Origin of the sequence: Pseudoalteromonas sp. US3C1013 (assembly GCF_048401115.1) — a bacterium.
Lineage (GTDB): Bacteria > Pseudomonadota > Gammaproteobacteria > Enterobacterales > Alteromonadaceae > Pseudoalteromonas > Pseudoalteromonas undina.
The window spans coordinates 2,671,167-2,690,405 of the sequence record NZ_CP183075.1 but is presented as its reverse complement, the minus strand read 5'-3'; the positions used below and the strand labels follow the sequence as shown (position 1 = coordinate 2,690,405).

Here is a 19,239-nt window from a genome sequence, read left to right as displayed (position 1 = left end):
CCTGACAGCTAAGATAAAATGCGTTTTATTGCGCTAATTTTTAATTTTGCATTACAGTTATACGGTACTGACCGTTTTCAAGGATGAACGATGCAATTAACCTCACTCCCTAATTCACTCAGACCGCGAGAAAAGCTGCTAGCAAAAGGCGCTAAGGCACTCTCTGATGCTGAGCTACTGGCTATATTTTTACGTACTGGCTTACCGGGTATGAATGCGATAGAGCTGGCACAACATCTGATCAATGAAAATAGAACCCTGCATAATTTGTTTAATGCCAGCATAGATGAGTTTTGTGCGCAAAAAGGGCTGGGTACAGCTAAATACGTACAGTTACAAGCGGTACTTGAGCTGAGTCAGCGTTATATGCAAGAAGGCTTTGTTCGCGATGCCGTTTTTAACTCCCCTCAAGCTGTTTACGACTATTTAACCCTGAAAATGCGAGGCCTGCAGCAGGAGGTGTTTATGGTGTTGTATCTTGATAGCCAAAATCGTTTATTAAAAGATGAAATTTTATTTTATGGTACGATTAACGCCGCCAGTGTGTATCCGCGTGAAGTTGTTAAAGCGGCTTTAAAAAATAATGCAGCGACGGTTATTTTTTCACATAATCATCCCAGCGGTATTGCAGAGCCAAGTCAGGCCGATAAGCTAATTACCAATAAATTGTGCCAAGCGCTGCAATTAGTCGACATAAATGTATTGGATCATATTATTATTGGCGGTGAAAATTGTGTTTCGTTTGCCGAACGGGGACTTATTTAAGTTTATCGCTCGCAGATATGTGCTAAAAATGAGCGGTTTACTGTGTTTTGGCAAATTAGTTTAATTTAAATGCAGTTTTTACTTTCCCTAAGGGCATTCGATCTTTATAATTAGCCGCTATCAAATTTACACATGAGCTGGTTGGATAAGATCAGTATTTGATCTTTGCCTGTAAAAGCTGTATAAAGAGCGCCCTTTCGATTTATCTCTAGGGCACAATACATGGCCTTTGGGGAAATTAAGCTCGAGCGAAGTTATTGGAGATATATAGACATGTCTAAAGTATGTCAAGTTACAGGTAAGCGTCCAGCGGTTGGTAACCACCGTTCACACGCGAGAAACGCGACTAAACGTCGTTTCCTACCTAACCTACAAACACACCGTTTTTGGGTTGAAAGTGAAAAACGTTTTGTAACATTACGCACTACTACTAAAGGTATGCGTATTATCGATAAAAAAGGCATTGACACGGTTCTTACAGAAATCCGTGCTCGTGGCGAAAAAGTTTAAGGAACTGAATTATGCGCGATAAGATCCGTTTAGTTTCAACTGCTGGTACTGGTTTTTTCTACACTACCGACAAGAACAAGCGTAACATGCCTGAAAAAATGGAAATCAAAAAGTTCGATCCTAAGGCTCGTAAACATGTGATTTTCAAAGAAGCTAAAATCAAGTAATTTAGTTTTCTTTCAGAAATGTAAAAACCCAGCTTATGCTGGGTTTTTTGTTTTTAAAATCCACTCTATTATCCACCGACAATATACTCACCGTAATTGTGTCCATTTAATTAAACCGCTAACTGGCTTTTGTTAGGCACCATAGCTTATTTCTTTAATAACGGTATCAGTTGTTTGTAACCAAAAAACATAAATAATATGAACATTTCCGGTTAAGTGGTTAGGTATTGTGCTTTTAGAGTAGGTTTATGGAGTGTTTAAGCGTATCTGAAGAGGAAGTAGGATAACACGTTAGGGTATGAGCTGTAAGTAGCCCTAAGGCTACTTACAGTGTGATTCTTATACTTTAAAGTTCTCTACTGATATTCTTAGCTCTTCGGCTAACTTAGCCACTTCTGAACTTGAAATATTCGTTTGTACAGCACCTTCTGCTGTTTGCTCGGCAATAGCAACAATAGACTCTAAGCGTTCACTGATCTCTTGTGATACTTGTTGTTGTTCTTGTGCTGCTGTTGATATCTCTTCACTGACATTGTGCGCTTGCGATACCGCAAGAGTAATTGAATCCAGTGCACTATTAGCTAAATCACTTTGCTCAACACACGAAACCGCGCGTTCTTTACCTTTTTCCATTGCCTTAACTGCTTCTTCAGCGCCCGACTGTAGTGATTCAATCATAGATTGAATTTCTTGTGTCGACTCTTGAGTTTTACTTGCAAGCGATCTTACTTCATCAGCTACCACAGCAAACCCTCGACCGTACTCACCGGCACGCGCTGCCTCAATCGCCGCATTAAGTGCAAGTAAGTTAGTTTGCTCAGCTATACCACGAATAACGTCTAAAATACTACCAATTGAGGCGCTGTCTTTGTGTAGTTTATTAATAACACTTGATGCTTCATCAACTTCGTAAGCGAGTTGTTCAATGGTTGCTTTATTTTGATTTGAAATACCTTTAACGCGTTCAGCTTCTTTATCGGCATTTTTGATTTCGCCTAGTGCTTGTTGAGCACTGTTGCTCACTGTTTGAGAAGTACTGCTCATTTCAGTGGTTGCGGTTGCCGCTTGCTCTACTTGCGCTTGCTGATTACTAATCGCTTTGCTTGATTCACCGGTAATTGTTGAGGTTTGCTCAGAAGCGGCAGCAAGTTGTGTTGAACGCGAAATAATACCGGTAATTAAGCTGCGTAAGCTATCAATTAAGGTATTACAGCTTTTCGATAATTCACCAAATTCATCTTTTGCGCTGTCATCTAAGCGTTGAGTCATATCACCACTGGCAACAATATCTAGAATGCGGTTGACTTCAGCTAATGGCTTAGTAATTCGGTTAACCGTAATGATGGCTACAAGCACTGCGATGATAGTCGCAATAATCATACCTATCCAAGTCCATAAATTAGCTGAGTTTACATCGCTGCGAACGCCTTCTTGCAAAGTAAATGCAACGCCGCTTGCTTGTAGTACTAATTCGTCAATTTGGCTAAGTGCTGTTTTAGTGGCTTTTTCCGATTCTTCTAATTCACGTTCAGTTGTGCTGATTGCATCAATAAGGCGTTTTTTATTTGCTGAAAGGCTATCGTTACCTAAGATATTGCTTTCAAGCGTATCTACGTAGCCTTTTAGGTCGTTAAACAAGCCGCTATGGCTTTGCTCTATCGCGGGTTGTATTAATGCAACAGTACGAACGACTTCTTCAAAATAATACACTTGTTCATTTTTAATAATATCGAGCGTGTTAAGCGTTTTAACAGTTAACATATCGGTGCTGCTGGTAACCACAGACATAAAGTTATTTTCAAGGTTATTAGCTGCTTGGTAAGCACGCGGGTGGTTATCTTCTAAGCCATCAATATCAATAATATCAAGTACCATAGAGTTAGCGTCTTCAGCCGCGAGTTCAACAGTTTCTAATTGAGCTTTGAGCTTTTTATTAAGCACTAACTGAGTGTTTTTGTCTTTCAGCAGACTCTCTATAATGTTTAAAAAACTTAAGTAGGTTTTTTCAACGTCAAGGCTGCTCTTATTTAATTGTGGGTCATCTTTTACTACCTGTTGTAGTTCGCGATGTAACTTATCAAATAATTGTTTTTGTTCTTCTATTTGTGCTTTTATTGGCGCTAGCTCTTGAGCAGATGAAGTGTGAAAACTGGCTTGAGCAGCTTTACTCATCAAAATAAATTCAGCTTGTAATTGAGCGCTCTTGTTTAATGCCGGAAGCGATAGCTGATTAACTTTTTGAGTTGAACGATCTATATTTGCTATTTTTATTAAAGAGTTACCGCCAATAATTAAAAGTAATAAAGTGATAAATATAAAACCACCCCAAATACGTTGACTCACTGTTAGATTCATATGGTTTTCCATTCAAAAATACGTCTATTAAAACTTATCGGCGCTTTCAACAATAAGTTAAGTAATTAAAAATAATTAATTTTTACTGTTAATAGTTAGTTGCTAAATTTACCGTGAAACTTCATCACACACTAAGCATACATAATTCAACTATTCGACTATGGATATAAAATAATACAAGGCAATTCTCCTCATCCTTAATTAGATTAAAGGAGTGTTGCTATTTTTTACACTTAGTTGTGAATGGTTTGTAATTATGCAATTTAACATGCACTCTTAAACTTAACAGATGTATTAACTTTTTTCAGTTTATTTAGACAAAAGTTGTGATTTTTCTGAAAAATTTTGTTTGCTTTGTAAATCTATTAAGGTCATTGAGCCGCCCCAGACGCAACCTGTGTCTAGAGCGTACAGGTGTTTGTAGGGAGTTTGACCTTCAAGGGCAGCCCAATGACCAAAAATAAGGTCATGTTGAGCGTTAACGATTTTGGGGTGAGAAAACCAAGGAATTAATGAGTGGCTATTGGCTGTTGCTTCTTTTGCATTAAAATCAAGCAAATTATCAGGCGTAATAAAGCGCATACGGGTGAAATAATTAACGATATAGCGAAACTTTGCAGCGTCATCGAGCTGCTCACTCCATGAAAGTGGGTGAGGCTGATACATGTTTTTTAAGAAGTATTGAGCGTTGTCAGCACCATAGCATTGCTGCGCGAATTGGGCATGCTGAATGGCTTGCTCGCATGACCAATCAGGATTAAGTCCTGCGTGAGAGATAAAACAATCATACTGCTCTAAATAAAGAGCTAAAGGCTGAGTTTGTAAAAACGCGATGTAGTCGGGGAGTTTACTGCTGTTGAACAGTGTCGTTAGTTTGTCTTTAGGGTTGGGTGCAACATTGTTTAAATAACAGGCAATCATGTGTAAGTCATGATTGCCTAATGTGACGCTAACGCTGTCTTGATGTTGATAAATATAATCAAGGCACGCTTTGGAGTCTGGGCCGCGAGCAACAATATCACCTACTAGGTAGAGGTGGTCTTTGCTGGGGTTAAAGTCGACTTGCTTTAACAATAAATTAAATTCGTTAAAGCAGCCTTGTAAATCACCTATTGCGTAGTCAGCCATTAGTCGCTGTTTTAATCAGTGTAAGATATTAGGGCAAGCTAAACGGAACACATTTATGGGTGCTTCAAACTCAGCACCAAACTCGTTTCGTAAAGTGTAATGCCCTTGCATGGTGCCTACGGGAGTATCTAATATTGCACCACTGGTGTATTTGTAACTTTCACCAGGGGCTATATCTGGGGTTTCACCCACCACACCTTCGCCTTGCACTTCTACTTCTTTACCGTTGGCATCGGTAATTAACCAATAGCGGCTAAGTAGTTTTGCACTACATAAACTGTGGTTTTTTATAGTAACGGAATAAGCAAATACAAATTTATCAAGTTCAGGTTGCGATTGCTCTTCTACATAAAATGTTTCTACAGATACCTTTACAGGTGATCCCATATTACTGCTTGTTGTCATAAATCCAGTTAGCTATATCAATAAATTGTTGTAACGACAGGCTCTCAGCACGCAAGGTAATATCAATGCCAATGCTGGTTAACTCTTCAGCGGTTAAAAGGTTGCCTAGGCTGTTGCGCAGTGTTTTACGACGTTGATTAAACGCTTCTAAACAGACTGTATTTAATATTTTAACGCTCTTAGCTGTGCGCTGCTCTGCCTTTTTAGGGATTAGACGAATAACCGCAGAATCTACTTTAGGTGCAGGTTTGAAGCACTCAGGCGGTACTTCTACTACAGGCATCGCATTACAGTAGTATTGAGTCATTACACTCAAGCGGCCAAAGGTTTTGCTACCTGGACCTGCAACCATGCGCTTTACCACTTCTTTTTGCAGCATAAAGTGCATGTGCTCAATATGATCGGCAAATTCAAAAAGGTGAAACAACAAAGGAGTAGAAATGTTGTACGGTAGGTTACCAAATACTTTTAGCTTTTTGTCGTCTTTAACTAGGCTTGCAAAATCAAACTTCATTGCATCGCCTTGGTTTACGGTTAATTTAGGCCCTAAAAAAGGGTGTTCAATTAAACGTTGGGCTAAATCTTTATCTAGCTCAACAACCGTTAAATGGCCACTTAAATCGGCTACAGGCTCAGTAATAGCGCCAAGGCCTGGGCCAATTTCGACTAAATTATCTTGCGGCTTGGGATCAATAGCGGTGACAATTTTATCGATGATTGATTCATCGAATAAAAAGTTTTGGCCAAAACGTTTACGGGCGCGGTGTCCTAAATGTACTTTATCGGTCATTGATTCTGTGCTTTTTCATGGGCGAGCTTAATTGCTTCGCGGATCGCTAATTCAAAACTGCCAACATCAGCATCGCCTGTACCGGCTAAATCAAGCGCAGTACCGTGGTCGACTGAAGTGCGGATAAATGGAAGGCCAAGAGTTATATTCACTGACTTACCAAATCCTTTGTATTTTAGCACAGGTAATCCCTGATCGTGATACATAGCCAGTACTGCATCGGCTTCATTTAGGTATTTATCTTGAAATAATGTATCTGCTGGTAAAGGACCGATTAAGTTCATCCCTTCAGCTCTTAGTATGTCAAGTGTAGGCGTTATCGTGTCGATTTCTTCGCGGCCTAAATGGCCATCTTCACCAGCGTGCGGGTTTAAGCCACAGACTAAAATACGCGGTTGCTCAATACCAAACTTGGTTTTTAAGTCATGATTAAGAATATTAGCCACTTTAACCAGTCGCTCTTGGGTAATAGCACGAGCAACATAAGCAAGCGGGATATGCGTTGTTACTAATGCAACTCGCAGCCCTTCGGTAGCCAATAACATAACAACATCAGCGGTGCCCGACTGTTGAGCAAAGTACTCAGTGTGGCCACTAAAAGAAATACCGGCTTGGTTAATAATACCTTTATGAACAGGGCCAGTAACAACGGCATCAAAAGTGCCGTCCATATTCTTCTCACTGGCGATACGCAGTGTGTCTAATACGTATTGACCGTTTGCGTCATTTAGCACACCCAGTTCAACTGACTCGGCTAAATCAATCTGTTTTATATATAAGCTGCCAGCCGCTGTAGGCATGGCTTCGGCGCTTTCATCAAATTCAATTAACTTAATGTTTAAACCTAAATGTTTAGCGCGCTGCTTTAGTAGCGATGCATCTGCAATCGCTACTAGCTGTGCATCCCAGCTGTGCTGTGCCAGTTTTAATAGCAAGTCAGGGCCAATGCCAGCAGGCTCACCAGGGGTTACCGCAATTCTTAAGGTCATAATTATTCGTCTGTTGGGAAAATTTCAACATGGGCTTGTTCGCGCATTTCTTGCTGCCAGTTAAAGCTTTCTTCTTTAAATTTACGATTAAACAACATGCCATGTGCACGATTACGTTTAGCTTGCTCGGTTTTATCAGCAACGCGTGTATCTAATAACTGTACAATGTGCCAACCATACTGAGTTCTAAATGGTTCGCTGATTTCGTTTTGGTCAAGAGATAGTAATGTATCTCTAAACGCAGGTACGTAGGTAGTTGGATCAGTCCAGTCGTATTGTCCGCCTTTAAGTGCTGAGCCTGGATCTTGCGAGTGCTCTTTAGCTAGTTCTGCAAAGTCAGCATTTCCAGCACGTAAATCCTTAACAAAGCCAGTTAGCATAGTGCGGGCTTTTTCTTCGCTTAAAATAATTGAAGGCTTAATAAGAATATGACGAGATTTAACTTCTGTGGTTTCTACTACTTGGCGACCACGTACGTCTTGCACCTTAATAATGTGAAAACCTGCGCCAGAGCGAAGCGGGCCAATAATCGCATCTTTCTTTTGACCTTTTACAGCTTCTGCAAATAAAGATGGCATTTCGTTAATGCCCATCCAGCCTAATTGACCTCCCTCAAGCGCTTTTGAGCCACTTGATGAAGAAATAGCAATACGCTTAAATTCTTGGCCGTCTTGCAGCAGTTCAATTACTTTGTCTGCGCGTGTTTTTGCAGAGCTTACGTCGTCTGCACTTGCCCCGCTTGGAATATCGATAAGAATATGACCAATATCGTATTCTTCGGCATTTTGGCCTTGGCTATCCATAATTTTTAGTAAGTTATCAATTTCTTGGTCACTTACATATATACGGCGGTCTACGTTTGCACGCGTTACTTGTTGCGTGGTTATCTCTTTACGAATTTCTTCACGGTAAGCTTGAAAGCTCTCACCCGACGCTTCAATAGTACGACGTAAATCAGCAATTGTACCGCCTTGCTCTTTGGCCATGTTGGCAAGTGTTTGGTCAAGCTGGCTATCTGAAATCTCTAAGCCCATGCGCTCAGCCATTTGCATCATTAGCGTTTGATTAACTAAGCGCTCAATTGCTTGTACACGTAGTGTTTCGTCTTTTGGTAGCTGTTGATTTTGTTCTTCTGCTTGCTTTTTAACACGATCAACAATGGTATCTACTTCACTTTTTAAAATAACGCCTTGGTTTACAATACCAATCACTTTATCTATTTCGACCGGTGCGGCGAATGCACTTTGGCATAAGCTAAACGTTAAAACTGCTGATGTTAATAATTTTTTTAAATTCATATTCTTTTTACTACTCTTACTAATAGTACTGTTGTAATGCTAAAGGCGACTAGATTGATATAGTTATTTGTAAATTTTTACTATACAAAATGCAGCTTAGTCATTAAGAAAATACGGCCTACGATAACCAAAAATACCTTGTTGTAATAATTTTTGAGCATCATAACGGCTTTTACTACCAAGCCCTTTTAATACAAAATTCAAACGAATGCTTGAATCAAAAGTGGCTTGGGGTTGTCCAATTGACTGATTTAAATCAGTTTCAATTTGGCGGTGGCCAGTAATTTGGAACGCCCAACAGCACGATTCATACTGTAATCCACTAAATACTTCAATACTGCGGTTATTATCAAGGTCGCGATGGTAACTTGCAATAAATTGCCATTCGTCACTAATAGGGATGCTTGTAAATAAGCCCGCTTGTTCGATTGTATTTCCTGAGACATCATTTGCATAGCGATGGTTCAATTGAACCAGCTGATTATCGTCACCTTTATAATCTAAGGTTAAATTTGACTGGATAATTTGCTTGCCATCCGTGTCGTACTGAATTCCACCCGATAAATACCAGCGGCGATGCCAATGTAACATGGTTTGCGCTGCAAACAAGGCATTGTAGTTACTGTCGCTATTCAGCCCTTGCTCTGTGGGCTTGGCTGAATCACTTAAATAAAATATTTGGCCAGCACTGAAATTAAATACTTCTTCATTTTTATTATCAAATAAACGGGTGGTTGCCCCAAGCGTAAACTGATTTGCAGCGGCAATACGGTCAACACTTGAAAAACGCGCATCTCTAAATAAGCCAAAAAAGTCATCTTGTAATTTAGTGGTATCGTATAAGCCAATGTCAGACTGATCTTTGTTAGGCGTATATAAATACTGAATTTGTGGCTCTAAGGTTTGAATACCATCGTCGATAAAAATTGAGGTATCACGCTCAAAGTTAAGCTGAGAATATAAGCGCACTTTTGGCAATGTGCGCGAAACATTATCGCTATACTGTGTACCCTGTAAATCACCGTCTTGTTTATAGTTAGTTTGCAATAAACTCACTTCAGATAAAAACGACCAGGCGTATTCTTTGTAATCAAAGCGTGCTTTTGGTTCTATATGCACGCGAGTTGCTTGATCAATAACCGCTGAGCTATTAGTAAAGTGGCTCAGCTCCCCTGAAACAGTAAAATCGAAGTAATCAATTTTCCACGGCGTAGTTTGTGTAAAGCTAACTTGAGGTAAGGCTGTATATGACTCTAAGTGGTCACCGAGTACTTCAAAGTTTTGTATTTTTATATCAGTACGCCACATCTCGCCCATGTGAGTTAGTGAGCCGGTACGATAAAGCTGAGTATCGGTTTTACTTGCATAAGTTGAGTTTAAATCAGTGAGGTAGTTATCATCACTGACATTGGTAATATCAATACTGGCTCGCCAGTCTTCGCCTATATAGCTTTTTTGTTGCCAATGAAACAAAAAACGCTCGTCAAGCTCAGGCTCTGAGTCATCTTTATTTAAGTATTCGACAGCCACTAAACCTTGGTGTTCTGGAGTTAGATATCTAAATTCAGTTTGTAGCTGTAAACCTTTACGTGACATATAACGCGGCGTAATGGTTGCATCATAGTTTGGAGCAATATTCCAATAATAAGGCGTAATAGTCTCTAACCCATAACGATCTGAACTTGAAAAGCTGGGCGTTAATAAGCCTGACTTACGGCGCTCATCGAGTGGGAAAGTAAAATAAGGTAAATAGAGTACTGGCGTGTCTAAAATACGTAGCACCGCATTGTAGGTTTCACCCCAGCCTTCTTCTCGTGATAAATTAATTTCGTCGGCTTCAATAGCCCACACAGGCGTATTACCTGGGCAAGCAGTAAAGCTTGCATTCATCAGCATTAAGCCAGACTTGTCGATGGTGAGTTTTTCCGCGCCGCCTTTGCCTTGCTGTTGTGTTAGGCTGTATTGTGCGCCTAATAAGCTAAAGGCTGAGTTGTTTAAATCGGCGTTTAAGCCCGCACTTTGAACTTTGCTCACATAATCGCGATAGGTAATAGGGCCGGTGGCATTGAGTAAGCCGCGTTGTTTATCAATCAGTGCTGATTGTGCGGACAAACTCATGTTAACGGTGTTAATATCAACATTACCAGTAAATTCAGCGCTTTGTGTGCCTAAAAGCTCAACGTCATCAGCGCTGATATCAACCGTTCCAAGCTCAAGGCCAGCTAGCGGTTGCCAAGCTCTGGTTTGCATTGAAGTGCCACAAAAGTTGTGTGTCAGTTCAGTTTCGGCAAGCGATGGTGCGCTCAGTACGCTTAGCATCAAAATGCCCCAGGTTTTGCTCATTTATCGACCTTTATGCTCTGTGATTAGTTACAAGCTATACATAATAAAGGAAAACAATAGCAAAGTAATTAGTGAAAAATAGATAGCTTATAAAATGACACGTTTTGAGAGTTTACAACAGTTTATTAATACTCACTTTAGTGAGCAATCTTGCGCGCTTAATGCAATAACTGCAGATGCCAGTTTTCGCCGTTATTATAGGTTAAACGCTGAAAATAAAAACTTTATTGTGATGGACTCAGATCCAAAAAAAGTTAACAACGTCCCTTATATTGCATTAAATAAGGTGTTTTCTGAGCAGGGGTTTTTATTACCATCCATTATTCATAGTGACGAGCAGCAAGGTTTTTTTATTTTAAGTGATTTGGGTAACACCCATTTAGCTGACTTGCTTGATGATGCCAATCGCAGCGAGCATTACCAGCAGCTGATCAGTTTAAGTGCCAAGTGGGCTAAAACGCCTAAAGCTCCGTCAATGAATCCGTATGACCATGACTTTATTGCACTTGAGCTGGATATTTTTAAAAATTGGTTAGTTAATGATTTTATTAGTACAGAGCTCAGCGCTGAGCAACAAAATATATGGCAAACAAGTGCTGCGCTGCTAATCAATACACTGCTTGAACAACCCACAGTGACTATGCATCGCGATTACCACAGCCGTAATATTATGCGCTGCGAGCAGCAATGGGCAATTATTGATTATCAAGACGCGGTACAAGGTCCGTTATGTTATGACTTAGTCTCGCTTTTAAGAGATTGTTATTTTAAATTGCCCAACGACGAGCTGACTCATTTACTTGAGTTTGGTTATGACGAATTTAAGCGCCAAAGTTTAATAACTAACGAGTCATTCGCACAATTTAAGTATTGGTTTGATTTAACTGGCTTGCAGCGCCATTTAAAAGCAGCGGGTATTTTTTGTCGCTTGTATTTACGGGATGGCAAAAAAGGTTACTTAACCAATATATTACCAACACTAGCGTATATTGTTGAAGTGGCGGCAGAGTATCCAGAGCTTAGTGACTTGTCTGATTGGGTAAAAAATTACGTAGTACCAAAAGTACAGCAGCGGTTAAAAGAGGAACAACTATGAAGGCCATGATCTTAGCTGCAGGACGCGGTAAACGTATGATGCCGCTCACCGCACAGTTGCCAAAACCTATGTTATGTGTGGCAGGTAAACCACTTATTGAGCATCATATTATGCGCTTAAAAGCAGCTGGTATTACGCAGATTGTGATTAATCTCGCCTGGCAAGGAGATAAAATAAAAACCTACTTTGCAGATGGCAGTGCATGGGGTGTAAGTATTACCTATAGCCAGGAAGTAACTGGCGGGCTTGAAACTGCTGGCGGAATTATTCAAGCACTTCCTATACTCGGTGAGTCATTTATTGTGATTAATGGTGATGTTTACAGCGACTACGATATTAGTGCATTAATGCAGCTGCATTTACAGCCAAAAGAAGCGCACATTGTATTGGTTGAAAATCCTGCGCATAACCCAGAGGGTGATTTTACGCTAAGCCACTTACCTAATAGTGAACAGCGCTATACTTTTTCTGGTATTGGCCGTTATCAGGCTGATTTCTTTGAAGGGCTGGCCTCAGGTATTCGCCCGTTAGGGCCTTTACTGCGTGAAAAAATAAATGAACATTTAGTCTCCACTGAACTCTATATTGGCCAATGGGACGATATAGGCACACCAGAGCGTTTATCGGCTCTTAACCAACAATTAGCACCATAAGCTAAATATAAAACACTAGAGGTAAGTTTTAAAATGTGGGGAAAAATTCTCGGTTTCTGTTTTGGTTTTATGTTTGGCAAAATATTTGGCGCCATTTTAGGCTTATACCTAGGCCATATGTTTGATAAAAGTCTAAAGAAAGACTTTGATCAGGCTGGCGGCTTCTCTAACCTTTTTAAAGGCGATGATGTTAACGAGCGCCAAGCACTGTTTTTTTCTAGCTGCTTTGCAGTAATGGGGCATATTGCCAAGTCAAATGGGCGAATAAGCGAAACTCACATTAAAGCAGCTACGCTATTTATGGATGAAATGGGCTTAAAAGGCGAAGAACGCCGTGAAGCGCAGCAGGCATTTCAATCAGGTAAAGATAGCGACTTTTCTCTCAAAGACACGGTTTATGACTTTAAAGAACGTTTTGCTAAACGTTACGATTTACTGCAGTTATTTTTAGAAATTCAAATACAAATGGCGTTTTCCGATGGCGTGCTTGCCGCGCAAGAAAAGCAATTACTGCAAGAAGTAAGCAAGCAGTTGGGGGTATCTAAAGCACACTTTGCCTTTGTACTAAAACGTTATCAAGCAGAGTTTAATTTTAGGCAGCAACAACAGCGCTTTAGGCAGCAGCAAAGTCAAAGTAGTAGTTACCGAGAAGGCTCAGGGCATCATGTACCGCCAAGTAATGATATGAATCGCTCGCAGGCATTGGCCTTGTTAGGGCTAAATAAAGATGCGTCGCAACGTGATATTAAAGTAGCGTACCGTAAGCTCATGGCTCAGCACCATCCTGATAAACTGGTATCGCAAGGTTTACCTAAGCACATGATGGAAGTGGCAGTTAAAAAAAGCCAAGATATTCAAGCCGCTTACGAGTATTTAAAAAAGGCGGCGTAAAAAGCCGTCTATTTCTTTGCTCAAGCGTGCATGTTGCTGCGGCGCGTCGCGCAATCCAAACAGCTGGCGCTGGCGGTAATCAAACTTTGCATTACGGTTAACCCAACGCTGACGGTTTTTAAGGTTCATTAAGATATCATTACTGTCTGTAGCAAAATAAATATCCAACAAAGCAGGGGTTACCAAGGATGTTATTTGGCTTAACTTGGCATTGCGTTTTGTATTAGGAAGGTAACTACTCAAACTAATGAAGGCGTTTATTTTTAAGTCTGCAAATTCAGCGTAGTGCTCCAACAACACCCCAGAACTGGTGCCTTGTGCAATAACAACAATATTGTCAGACTCCATTGCTGCCTGCTGATACAAGGCTTCGTAGCGAGCGAGCAGTTTTAACTTGTAGTTATCCACGACCTCGGTATTTACTTGCTCAACATAGTCGACATGATGAGGCTGTTTTTGTGTGCTGGTGTCAGGCTCAGTATTTGCGTTGGCTGTCTCATTATTTGTGCCCACAGAATCATTAATCGTTTTTGCTGTGTCATCTTGGGCTGCTTGCCAATCTATATCAGGAACTGTCATCGCATAAGAAGTGTACCCATGATTATTCAGCTCTTTACGCAAAAAGTTCATGCCGGAATTGTTTGTGGGCGTTGATTGCCAGTCAGGAATGAGTATGACTACCCCTCTAAAGTCGGCGCTCATATATTCACTGTATAAAGTTAAAAACTCAGTATCACCAGCTAAAATAGACTTTACTTCATCACTTTGGGCTAGGCGAGAGATATCCGCATCAATATTTTTTGAAAAGGGAGGAGGAGCGATATACTCAGCACTAAGCACTTGAAAACTGATTAATGCACAGCCAAGCGAAAGAGTAGTAATAATGACTTTAAACATCTGCGTAATAAACATAATAAGCTTTTAATTTAAATCTTATTTATGTATCGGCGTAGCACTCTTAAAGTTTAGCTATTTACTGCAAATAACTAAAAGATTAATCCGTATTAAAAGTCGGGTTCAGCTTCAAAAGTAAGTACTTGTTCCGTTACAGGGTGTTTGAGTTGTAGCATTTGTGCATGCAGCTGTAGGCGAGGAGCCGCAGCAAGTGCGTCTTTGTGGGCATATAAACGATCGCCTAAAATAGGGTGGCCTAAGCTTAGCATATGTACTCGCAGCTGGTGGGAACGCCCAGTAATCGGAGTAAGCTCTACACGGGTTGCCTGTGCTTCACGTTCAAGCACTTTAAAATGGGTAAGCGAGGGTTTGCCATTGTCGTGATCAACCATTTGCTTAGGACGGTTCGGCCAATCACAAATAAGCGGTAAATCAACGGAGCCGGTTTCACTTTCAAGTTGCCCATAAACTCGCGCAATGTAACGCTTTGCCGTTTCACGCTCTTGAAATTGCATACTTAAATGGCGGTGAGCGGCTTTGTTCATTGCCAAGCAAAGTATCCCTGAGGTAGCCATATCTAAACGGTGAACAATTTTAGCCGTAGGAAAAACACGGTTGACGCGATTAATTAAGCTATCGGCATGTTTTGGGTCTTTACCTGGTACGGTGAGTAACTCGCTAGGCTTATTTACAATAAGTAAATCATCGTCTTGAAACAGTATAGTTAAATACGGGCTCATAGGGGGATTGTAATTAACTAACACGGCAGACCTCAGTGATTTTGAAGTGCGTTATTTTAATGAATTAGTTGTCTACACACAAGGCAAGGGTTTTCTTGAAATTGACTAAGAAAAGTATATTGTAACCTATTGTTTAGTTTTGCTATTAATGAATAAATTACAAGGATGCATTTTGAAAGAAGAAGAGTTTTATAAAGTTCATCCATATGCTGATAAGGATAACAAAAAATCTTTATTTAGGTTTATGTCATTCAATATAGAAAATACGGAATATATTGAACATCTATTTTTAAAGAGAAGGTTATACCACGCTTTAGCTGAGGAGCTAAATGATCCCTTTGAGGGTAAACCACATTTTACAATGGGTAACCCTGCAAATAGCGCTCAAAAAATTAGAAAACATTTAATAAAGAATTTGATTAAGTCTGGTCAAAAGAGAAAGGATGCTGAAAAAGTAGTTAGTGCTTCAATGAAAACCCCCAACTTTGTTGAGGAATCAATGAATAAGGCTTTGGAAAAAGCATTTATGAAGTTGAGGGTTTGCTGTTATACAACATCAAACAAAAACCTATTATTTTGGTCTCACTATGCCGATTCACATAAGGGGTTTTGTATAGAGTTTAGGACTGACCTTGAGCCAATTTCTTTTGCCCAAAAAGTAGAGTATACAAAAACATACCCACAAGTAGTGTACCCTATAGATGATATCGGTGGGAGAAGAATGGCATTAGTTAAATCACCTGATTGGTCTTATGAAGATGAGTTCAGGTCATTATTCATTGCTAACTCATGTACTAAAATGAGAATACCACATGATGGTTCATCATACATTATTCCACCGAGTAGCATAAAAAATGTTTATTTAGGCTGTAAGATGAGCCAAGAGTCTCAAGATGCGTTATTAAGTATAATTGCCAAAAGTGATTTTACTCCAAAGTTATGGAAAGCAAGCATAGCAAAAGATGCTTTTAAGTTAGCTTTTGAGGCAATTTGATATTTCAGTAAAAAGCGCGATATAAATATCGCGCTTTTTCGATGCACACGTTAGTTGACCTTTAACTAACGACTGACAGCTTATAGCTAACAGCTAGATCCCTTAGTGCGAAACCACAATTAAACGAATGGCATCGAGTTTTAACTGCGCTTTTTCAATATGTGCGGTTAGCTCATTGCGCTGTTTGTCGTAAAAAGTAATTTCTTCTTGGCGAATATTTGGGTTTATTTGTTTAAGTGCCTCTAAACGCTGCTGCTCTTCACTCAACGATGTTTGCATTTTAGTTAATGACTCTGCACGAATAACATCCAGCTTTTGTTGAGCCATGTCTTTTGCTGTGTTGATCATTGGATGAACCGCACTTTGTAATGCACCGGCTAATTTACTTGCTGTTTGGCGACCTACCGCAGATAACTGTTGATTAAAGCCATCAAAGCCAACGTTTTCGCCTAAGTTATTACTGCTCTTATCGAGTAAAATACGAATAGGCGTAGGCGGTAAAAAGCGGCCCACTTGCAGTACTTTTGGTGCCATTGCTTCGGCAACAAAGATTAGCTCAACAAAGAATGTTCCTGGTGGTAACTTTTTGTTTTTAAGTAACGCCACTGACGCACTACCAAAGTCATCATCGCAAATCATGTCCATAGTGCCTTGCACCATAGGGTGATCCCAACTAATAAAGTGAACATCTTCTTGTGAAAGAGCGGTATCACGGTCAAATGTCACCGTCATGCCATCTTCTTTTAAAGCTGGGAATGAGGCATTAAGCATATGCTCAGTGGGTTTTAAAATAATGGTGTTTTCACCTTTATCTTCTTGGCTTACGCCAAAGGTGTCGAACACATTGATCATGTAACTTGGTAGCTCAAACTGATTATCGAGTTTTTCAATGTCAGCTACAAGTGAATCAGCAGCGCCTTGCCCTGATGAATGCAGTTCTAGTAGGCGATCTCGGCCACTTTCCATTTGCTTACGTAATACTGCATTCTTTTGTGCTACTTGCTCAAGCAATGGGTCTAGCTCATCTTCGTCACAATTATGAGCTGCAATATATTCAAGTAAGTCTTCGCTAAACTCTTTATATAATAACTGCCCTGTGGTTGAAGTGCTTTCAAATGCATCTAGACCTTCATTGTACCAACGCAATAATACTTCCTGTGCCGTATTTTCAAAGTAAGGCACATGAATGTTCACATCTTGTGTTTGTCCTATGCGGTCTAAGCGACCAATACGTTGCTCAAGTAAATCTGGGTTGAGCGGTAAATCAAACAACACTAAATGATGTGAAAATTGGAAGTTACGGCCTTCTGAACCAATTTCAGAACACAATAATATTTGAGCATTATCGTATTCATCGGCAAAGAATGCCGCGGCGCGGTCTCGTTCAATGATCGACATGCCCTCGTGGAAAACCGAGGCTTTAATTGCTTCGCGTTCACGTAATATTTGCTCAAGGCTGATTGCGGTTTCGGCTTTAGCGCAAATGAGTAATACTTTTTCACGTTTGAGAGTTTTTAGCGTTTCGATTAGCCAATCTACACGGGGGTCAAATAAACCCCAGCTGGCGCTTTCACCTTCAAACTCTTGAAATATTTTTTCAGGGAAAAGTGCACGTTGTGCACTGAGTTCAGCATTTTGAATGCCGCTCATATTACCTAGTACAGTCATTGCTGTTTTGTATTGCTTAGGTAAAGCCATAGGGTAGGCGTGTAATTTACGACTTGGGTAACCATCAATACCACTGCGACTATTTCTAAATAAGATGCGCCCAGTACCGTGACGGTCTAAAAGCATATTTAAAATTTCTTTACGTGCTTCAAGGTCGCCTTGTTGTGCTGTTTCAAGAATATCGGTGATATCCGTTTCTTTTAATAGCTCAATCAAGGTTGCTTTAGCGTTATCATCTAATGATTGCTCTTGCAGTAGTTGGTTAGCAGCTTCGGCTACATCTTTGTAGTTTGCTTCTTCTTCTTTAAATACGTCGTAGTCGTAAAAGCGATCAGGGTCGAGCAGTTGTAAGCGTGCAAAGTGGCTACGATGACCCAGTTGGTCTGGCGTTGCTGTTAATAAAATTAACCCCGGAATGTCTTGGCTCAGCTCAGCCATACGTTGGTATTCGGCACTAGGTTTATTGTTGTTAATGCTTAAATGATGGGCTTCATCAATGACTAATAAGTCCCAGTCGGCCAACGTAGCTTGTTCAAACCAACGTTTTTTCTTAGTTAAAAACTCAAGGCTGGTAAGCACCAGTTGCTCGGTATCAAATACGTTAGGTGAATCAGCAAACGCTTCGTCGCAGCGCTCTTCATCAAAAATAGAAAAACGTAAATTAAAACGGCGTAGCATTTCTACTAACCATTGGTGCTGCAAGTTCTCAGGTACCACAATGAGCACACGGCTGGCGCGACCAGTAATAATTTGTTGATGTAAAATCATGCCAGCTTCGATGGTTTTACCCAAACCTACTTCATCAGAAAGTAATACACGTGGCGCAAAACGTTTACCTACTTCTTGGGCAATATAAAGCTGATGCGGAATAAGGTTGGCACGTTGGCCAATTAAACCTTTAATAGGTGACTGTTGGCGTTCAAATTGGTGTAACCAAGTTTGGTAGCGCAAAGTGTATCGATCAAAGCGGTCTACTTGGCCTGCAAATAAACGGTCTTGTGGTTTATTAAATTTAATAAAATGGTCTAAAAAGGTTTCTTTTAATTGTACTTTTTCACCGTTATCAATACGTTCACCGTGATAGCACAGTAATTCGCCTTGTACTTCAATTGACTCAACTTGTAATTCCCACTCCTCAACGCTTCGGATCACATCACCAGGATTAAATGCTACGCGGGTTACCGGAGCTTCTGCAGAAGAATAAACACGGTTTTCACCACTGGCAGGAAATAAAATGCTGACCTGGCGGCCATCAATGGCAACAACGGTGCCCAATCCTAAATCTGACTCTGTATCACTGATCCAACGCTGACCTAAGGAAAAATTCATGTATGTCTCGTCTATGAAGAAAAAGGCGGCTATGTTACCTGTTAGATAACACCACTGCAAGGCGCTATTTGCCTGACTTTTAATTAATTTTATAAGTGTGAATTATTCCTATCTATAAGCACTGATTAGTGCGCCGATTTTGTAGGAAATTCAAACTAAATGATATTTGTCATAAAACAGACTTTTATGACAAATAGACTAAACTCAAATTATACCTAAGTAAT

Annotated in this window: 17 protein-coding genes; 7 read left to right on the top strand and 10 right to left on the bottom strand. The window is 40.2% G+C overall.

Going from position 1 to position 19,239, the window contains the following annotated elements:
* Positions 1-90: 90 nt before the first annotated feature.
* From radC to rpmG, 3 genes are all read left to right on the top strand, one after another.
* Positions 91-765, top strand: coding sequence for a RadC family protein (gene radC, locus ACNSN2_RS12585; protein WP_109874111.1), 675 nt, complete (start codon positions 91-93; stop codon positions 763-765).
* Positions 766-1,038: 273 nt separating this feature from the next.
* A complete protein-coding gene (rpmB, locus tag ACNSN2_RS12580) occupies positions 1,039-1,275 on the top strand; it encodes a 50S ribosomal protein L28 (protein WP_008464111.1) in 237 nt (78 codons plus the stop codon).
* An 11-nt stretch (positions 1,276-1,286) separates the two neighbouring features.
* The gene (rpmG, locus tag ACNSN2_RS12575) at positions 1,287-1,442 is read left to right on the top strand and encodes a 50S ribosomal protein L33 (RefSeq protein ID WP_004587947.1); all 156 of its coding nucleotides are present in this window, start codon (positions 1,287-1,289) and stop codon (positions 1,440-1,442) included.
* Positions 1,443-1,781: 339 nt separating this feature from the next.
* Here rpmG and ACNSN2_RS12570 read toward each other — a convergent pair whose 3' ends face one another.
* From ACNSN2_RS12570 to lptD, 7 genes are all read right to left on the bottom strand, one after another.
* A complete protein-coding gene (locus ACNSN2_RS12570) occupies positions 1,782-3,797 on the bottom strand; it encodes a methyl-accepting chemotaxis protein (RefSeq protein ID WP_010391635.1) in 2,016 nt (671 codons plus the stop codon).
* 309 nt (positions 3,798-4,106) lie between these two features.
* Positions 4,107-4,925, bottom strand: a complete 819-nt coding sequence (locus ACNSN2_RS12565; RefSeq protein WP_418607587.1) for a symmetrical bis(5'-nucleosyl)-tetraphosphatase — start codon at positions 4,923-4,925, stop codon at positions 4,107-4,109.
* A 15-nt stretch (positions 4,926-4,940) separates the two neighbouring features.
* The gene (gene apaG, locus ACNSN2_RS12560) at positions 4,941-5,330 is read right to left on the bottom strand and encodes a Co2+/Mg2+ efflux protein ApaG (protein ID WP_041709470.1); all 390 of its coding nucleotides are present in this window, start codon (positions 5,328-5,330) and stop codon (positions 4,941-4,943) included.
* A complete protein-coding gene (gene rsmA, locus ACNSN2_RS12555) occupies positions 5,314-6,120 on the bottom strand; it encodes a 16S rRNA (adenine(1518)-N(6)/adenine(1519)-N(6))-dimethyltransferase RsmA (protein WP_010391631.1) in 807 nt (268 codons plus the stop codon). The genes apaG and rsmA overlap by 17 nt, the downstream gene beginning before the upstream one ends.
* Positions 6,117-7,109, bottom strand: a complete 993-nt coding sequence (pdxA, locus tag ACNSN2_RS12550) for a 4-hydroxythreonine-4-phosphate dehydrogenase PdxA (RefSeq protein ID WP_033103982.1) — start codon at positions 7,107-7,109, stop codon at positions 6,117-6,119. Before pdxA ends, rsmA begins: the two co-directional genes overlap by 4 nt.
* A 2-nt stretch (positions 7,110-7,111) precedes the next feature.
* Positions 7,112-8,407: a peptidylprolyl isomerase SurA gene (gene surA / locus ACNSN2_RS12545; RefSeq protein ID WP_010391628.1), complete on the bottom strand. Its 1,296-nt coding sequence runs from the start codon at positions 8,405-8,407 to the stop codon at positions 7,112-7,114.
* A gap of 96 nt (positions 8,408-8,503) precedes the next feature.
* Entirely contained in the window at positions 8,504-10,750 is a 2,247-nt protein-coding gene (gene lptD / locus ACNSN2_RS12540; RefSeq protein WP_054201929.1) for an LPS assembly protein LptD, read from the bottom strand.
* 94 nt (positions 10,751-10,844) lie between these two features.
* Here lptD and ACNSN2_RS12535 point away from each other — a divergent pair, with 94 nt between their 5' ends.
* Genes ACNSN2_RS12535 through djlA form a run of 3 tightly spaced genes read left to right on the top strand, consistent with a single transcriptional unit; the run spans position 10,845 to position 13,390 of the window.
* On the top strand, positions 10,845-11,846 hold the full coding sequence (locus ACNSN2_RS12535) for an aminoglycoside phosphotransferase family protein (RefSeq protein ID WP_418607584.1): 1,002 nt from the start codon (positions 10,845-10,847) through the stop codon (positions 11,844-11,846).
* Complete coding sequence (gene murU, locus ACNSN2_RS12530; RefSeq protein WP_193049705.1) at positions 11,843-12,499, top strand: N-acetylmuramate alpha-1-phosphate uridylyltransferase MurU; 657 nt, start codon at positions 11,843-11,845, stop codon at positions 12,497-12,499. Before ACNSN2_RS12535 ends, murU begins: the two co-directional genes overlap by 4 nt.
* A gap of 33 nt (positions 12,500-12,532) precedes the next feature.
* Positions 12,533-13,390, top strand: coding sequence for a co-chaperone DjlA (gene djlA / locus ACNSN2_RS12525; protein WP_010391624.1), 858 nt, complete (start codon positions 12,533-12,535; stop codon positions 13,388-13,390).
* Here the strand turns inward: djlA and ACNSN2_RS12520 are convergent.
* Complete coding sequence (locus ACNSN2_RS12520; RefSeq protein ID WP_418607582.1) at positions 13,373-14,302, bottom strand: DUF3530 family protein; 930 nt, start codon at positions 14,300-14,302, stop codon at positions 13,373-13,375. The genes djlA and ACNSN2_RS12520 overlap by 18 nt on opposite strands.
* Positions 14,303-14,394: 92 nt before the next feature.
* Positions 14,395-15,048 (bottom strand): bifunctional tRNA pseudouridine(32) synthase/23S rRNA pseudouridine(746) synthase RluA, encoded by a 654-nt coding sequence (rluA, locus tag ACNSN2_RS12515; RefSeq protein WP_010391622.1) that lies wholly within the window; start codon positions 15,046-15,048, stop codon positions 14,395-14,397.
* A gap of 148 nt (positions 15,049-15,196) precedes the next feature.
* Between rluA and ACNSN2_RS12510 the strand changes: the two genes are divergently transcribed.
* Positions 15,197-16,018 carry a DUF2971 domain-containing protein gene (locus ACNSN2_RS12510; RefSeq protein ID WP_418607580.1) on the top strand — a complete coding sequence of 274 codons (822 nt, stop codon included), beginning with the start codon at positions 15,197-15,199 and terminating at the stop codon, positions 16,016-16,018.
* Positions 16,019-16,120: 102 nt separating this feature from the next.
* On the opposite strand, the gene rapA is transcribed toward ACNSN2_RS12510, so the two are convergent.
* The gene (gene rapA, locus ACNSN2_RS12505; RefSeq protein ID WP_010391620.1) at positions 16,121-19,015 is read right to left on the bottom strand and encodes an RNA polymerase-associated protein RapA; all 2,895 of its coding nucleotides are present in this window, start codon (positions 19,013-19,015) and stop codon (positions 16,121-16,123) included.
* Positions 19,016-19,239: the final 224 nt, after the last annotated feature.

Excerpts from the sequence above, each read along its gene's own strand:
- rapA (WP_010391620.1), bottom strand. The coding sequence starts at position 19,015 with ATGAATTTTTCCTTAGGTCAGCGTTGGATCAGTGATACAGAGTCAGAT.
- ACNSN2_RS12535 (WP_418607584.1), top strand. The coding sequence starts at position 10,845 with ATGACACGTTTTGAGAGTTTACAACAGTTTATTAATACTCACTTTAGT.
- rpmB (WP_008464111.1), top strand. The coding sequence starts at position 1,039 with ATGTCTAAAGTATGTCAAGTTACAGGTAAGCGTCCAGCGGTTGGTAAC.
- rsmA (WP_010391631.1), bottom strand. The coding sequence starts at position 6,120 with ATGACCGATAAAGTACATTTAGGACACCGCGCCCGTAAACGTTTTGGC.
- ACNSN2_RS12570 (WP_010391635.1), bottom strand. The coding sequence starts at position 3,797 with ATGAATCTAACAGTGAGTCAACGTATTTGGGGTGGTTTTATATTTATC.
- surA (WP_010391628.1), bottom strand. The coding sequence starts at position 8,407 with ATGAATTTAAAAAAATTATTAACATCAGCAGTTTTAACGTTTAGCTTA.
- pdxA (WP_033103982.1), bottom strand. The coding sequence starts at position 7,109 with ATGACCTTAAGAATTGCGGTAACCCCTGGTGAGCCTGCTGGCATTGGC.
- murU (WP_193049705.1), top strand. The coding sequence starts at position 11,843 with ATGAAGGCCATGATCTTAGCTGCAGGACGCGGTAAACGTATGATGCCG.
- rpmG (WP_004587947.1), top strand. The coding sequence starts at position 1,287 with ATGCGCGATAAGATCCGTTTAGTTTCAACTGCTGGTACTGGTTTTTTC.
- ACNSN2_RS12565 (WP_418607587.1), bottom strand. The coding sequence starts at position 4,925 with ATGGCTGACTACGCAATAGGTGATTTACAAGGCTGCTTTAACGAATTT.
- apaG (WP_041709470.1), bottom strand. The coding sequence starts at position 5,330 with ATGACAACAAGCAGTAATATGGGATCACCTGTAAAGGTATCTGTAGAA.
- djlA (WP_010391624.1), top strand. The coding sequence starts at position 12,533 with ATGTGGGGAAAAATTCTCGGTTTCTGTTTTGGTTTTATGTTTGGCAAA.
- lptD (WP_054201929.1), bottom strand. The coding sequence starts at position 10,750 with ATGAGCAAAACCTGGGGCATTTTGATGCTAAGCGTACTGAGCGCACCA.
- ACNSN2_RS12520 (WP_418607582.1), bottom strand. The coding sequence starts at position 14,302 with ATGTTTATTACGCAGATGTTTAAAGTCATTATTACTACTCTTTCGCTT.
- radC (WP_109874111.1), top strand. The coding sequence starts at position 91 with ATGCAATTAACCTCACTCCCTAATTCACTCAGACCGCGAGAAAAGCTG.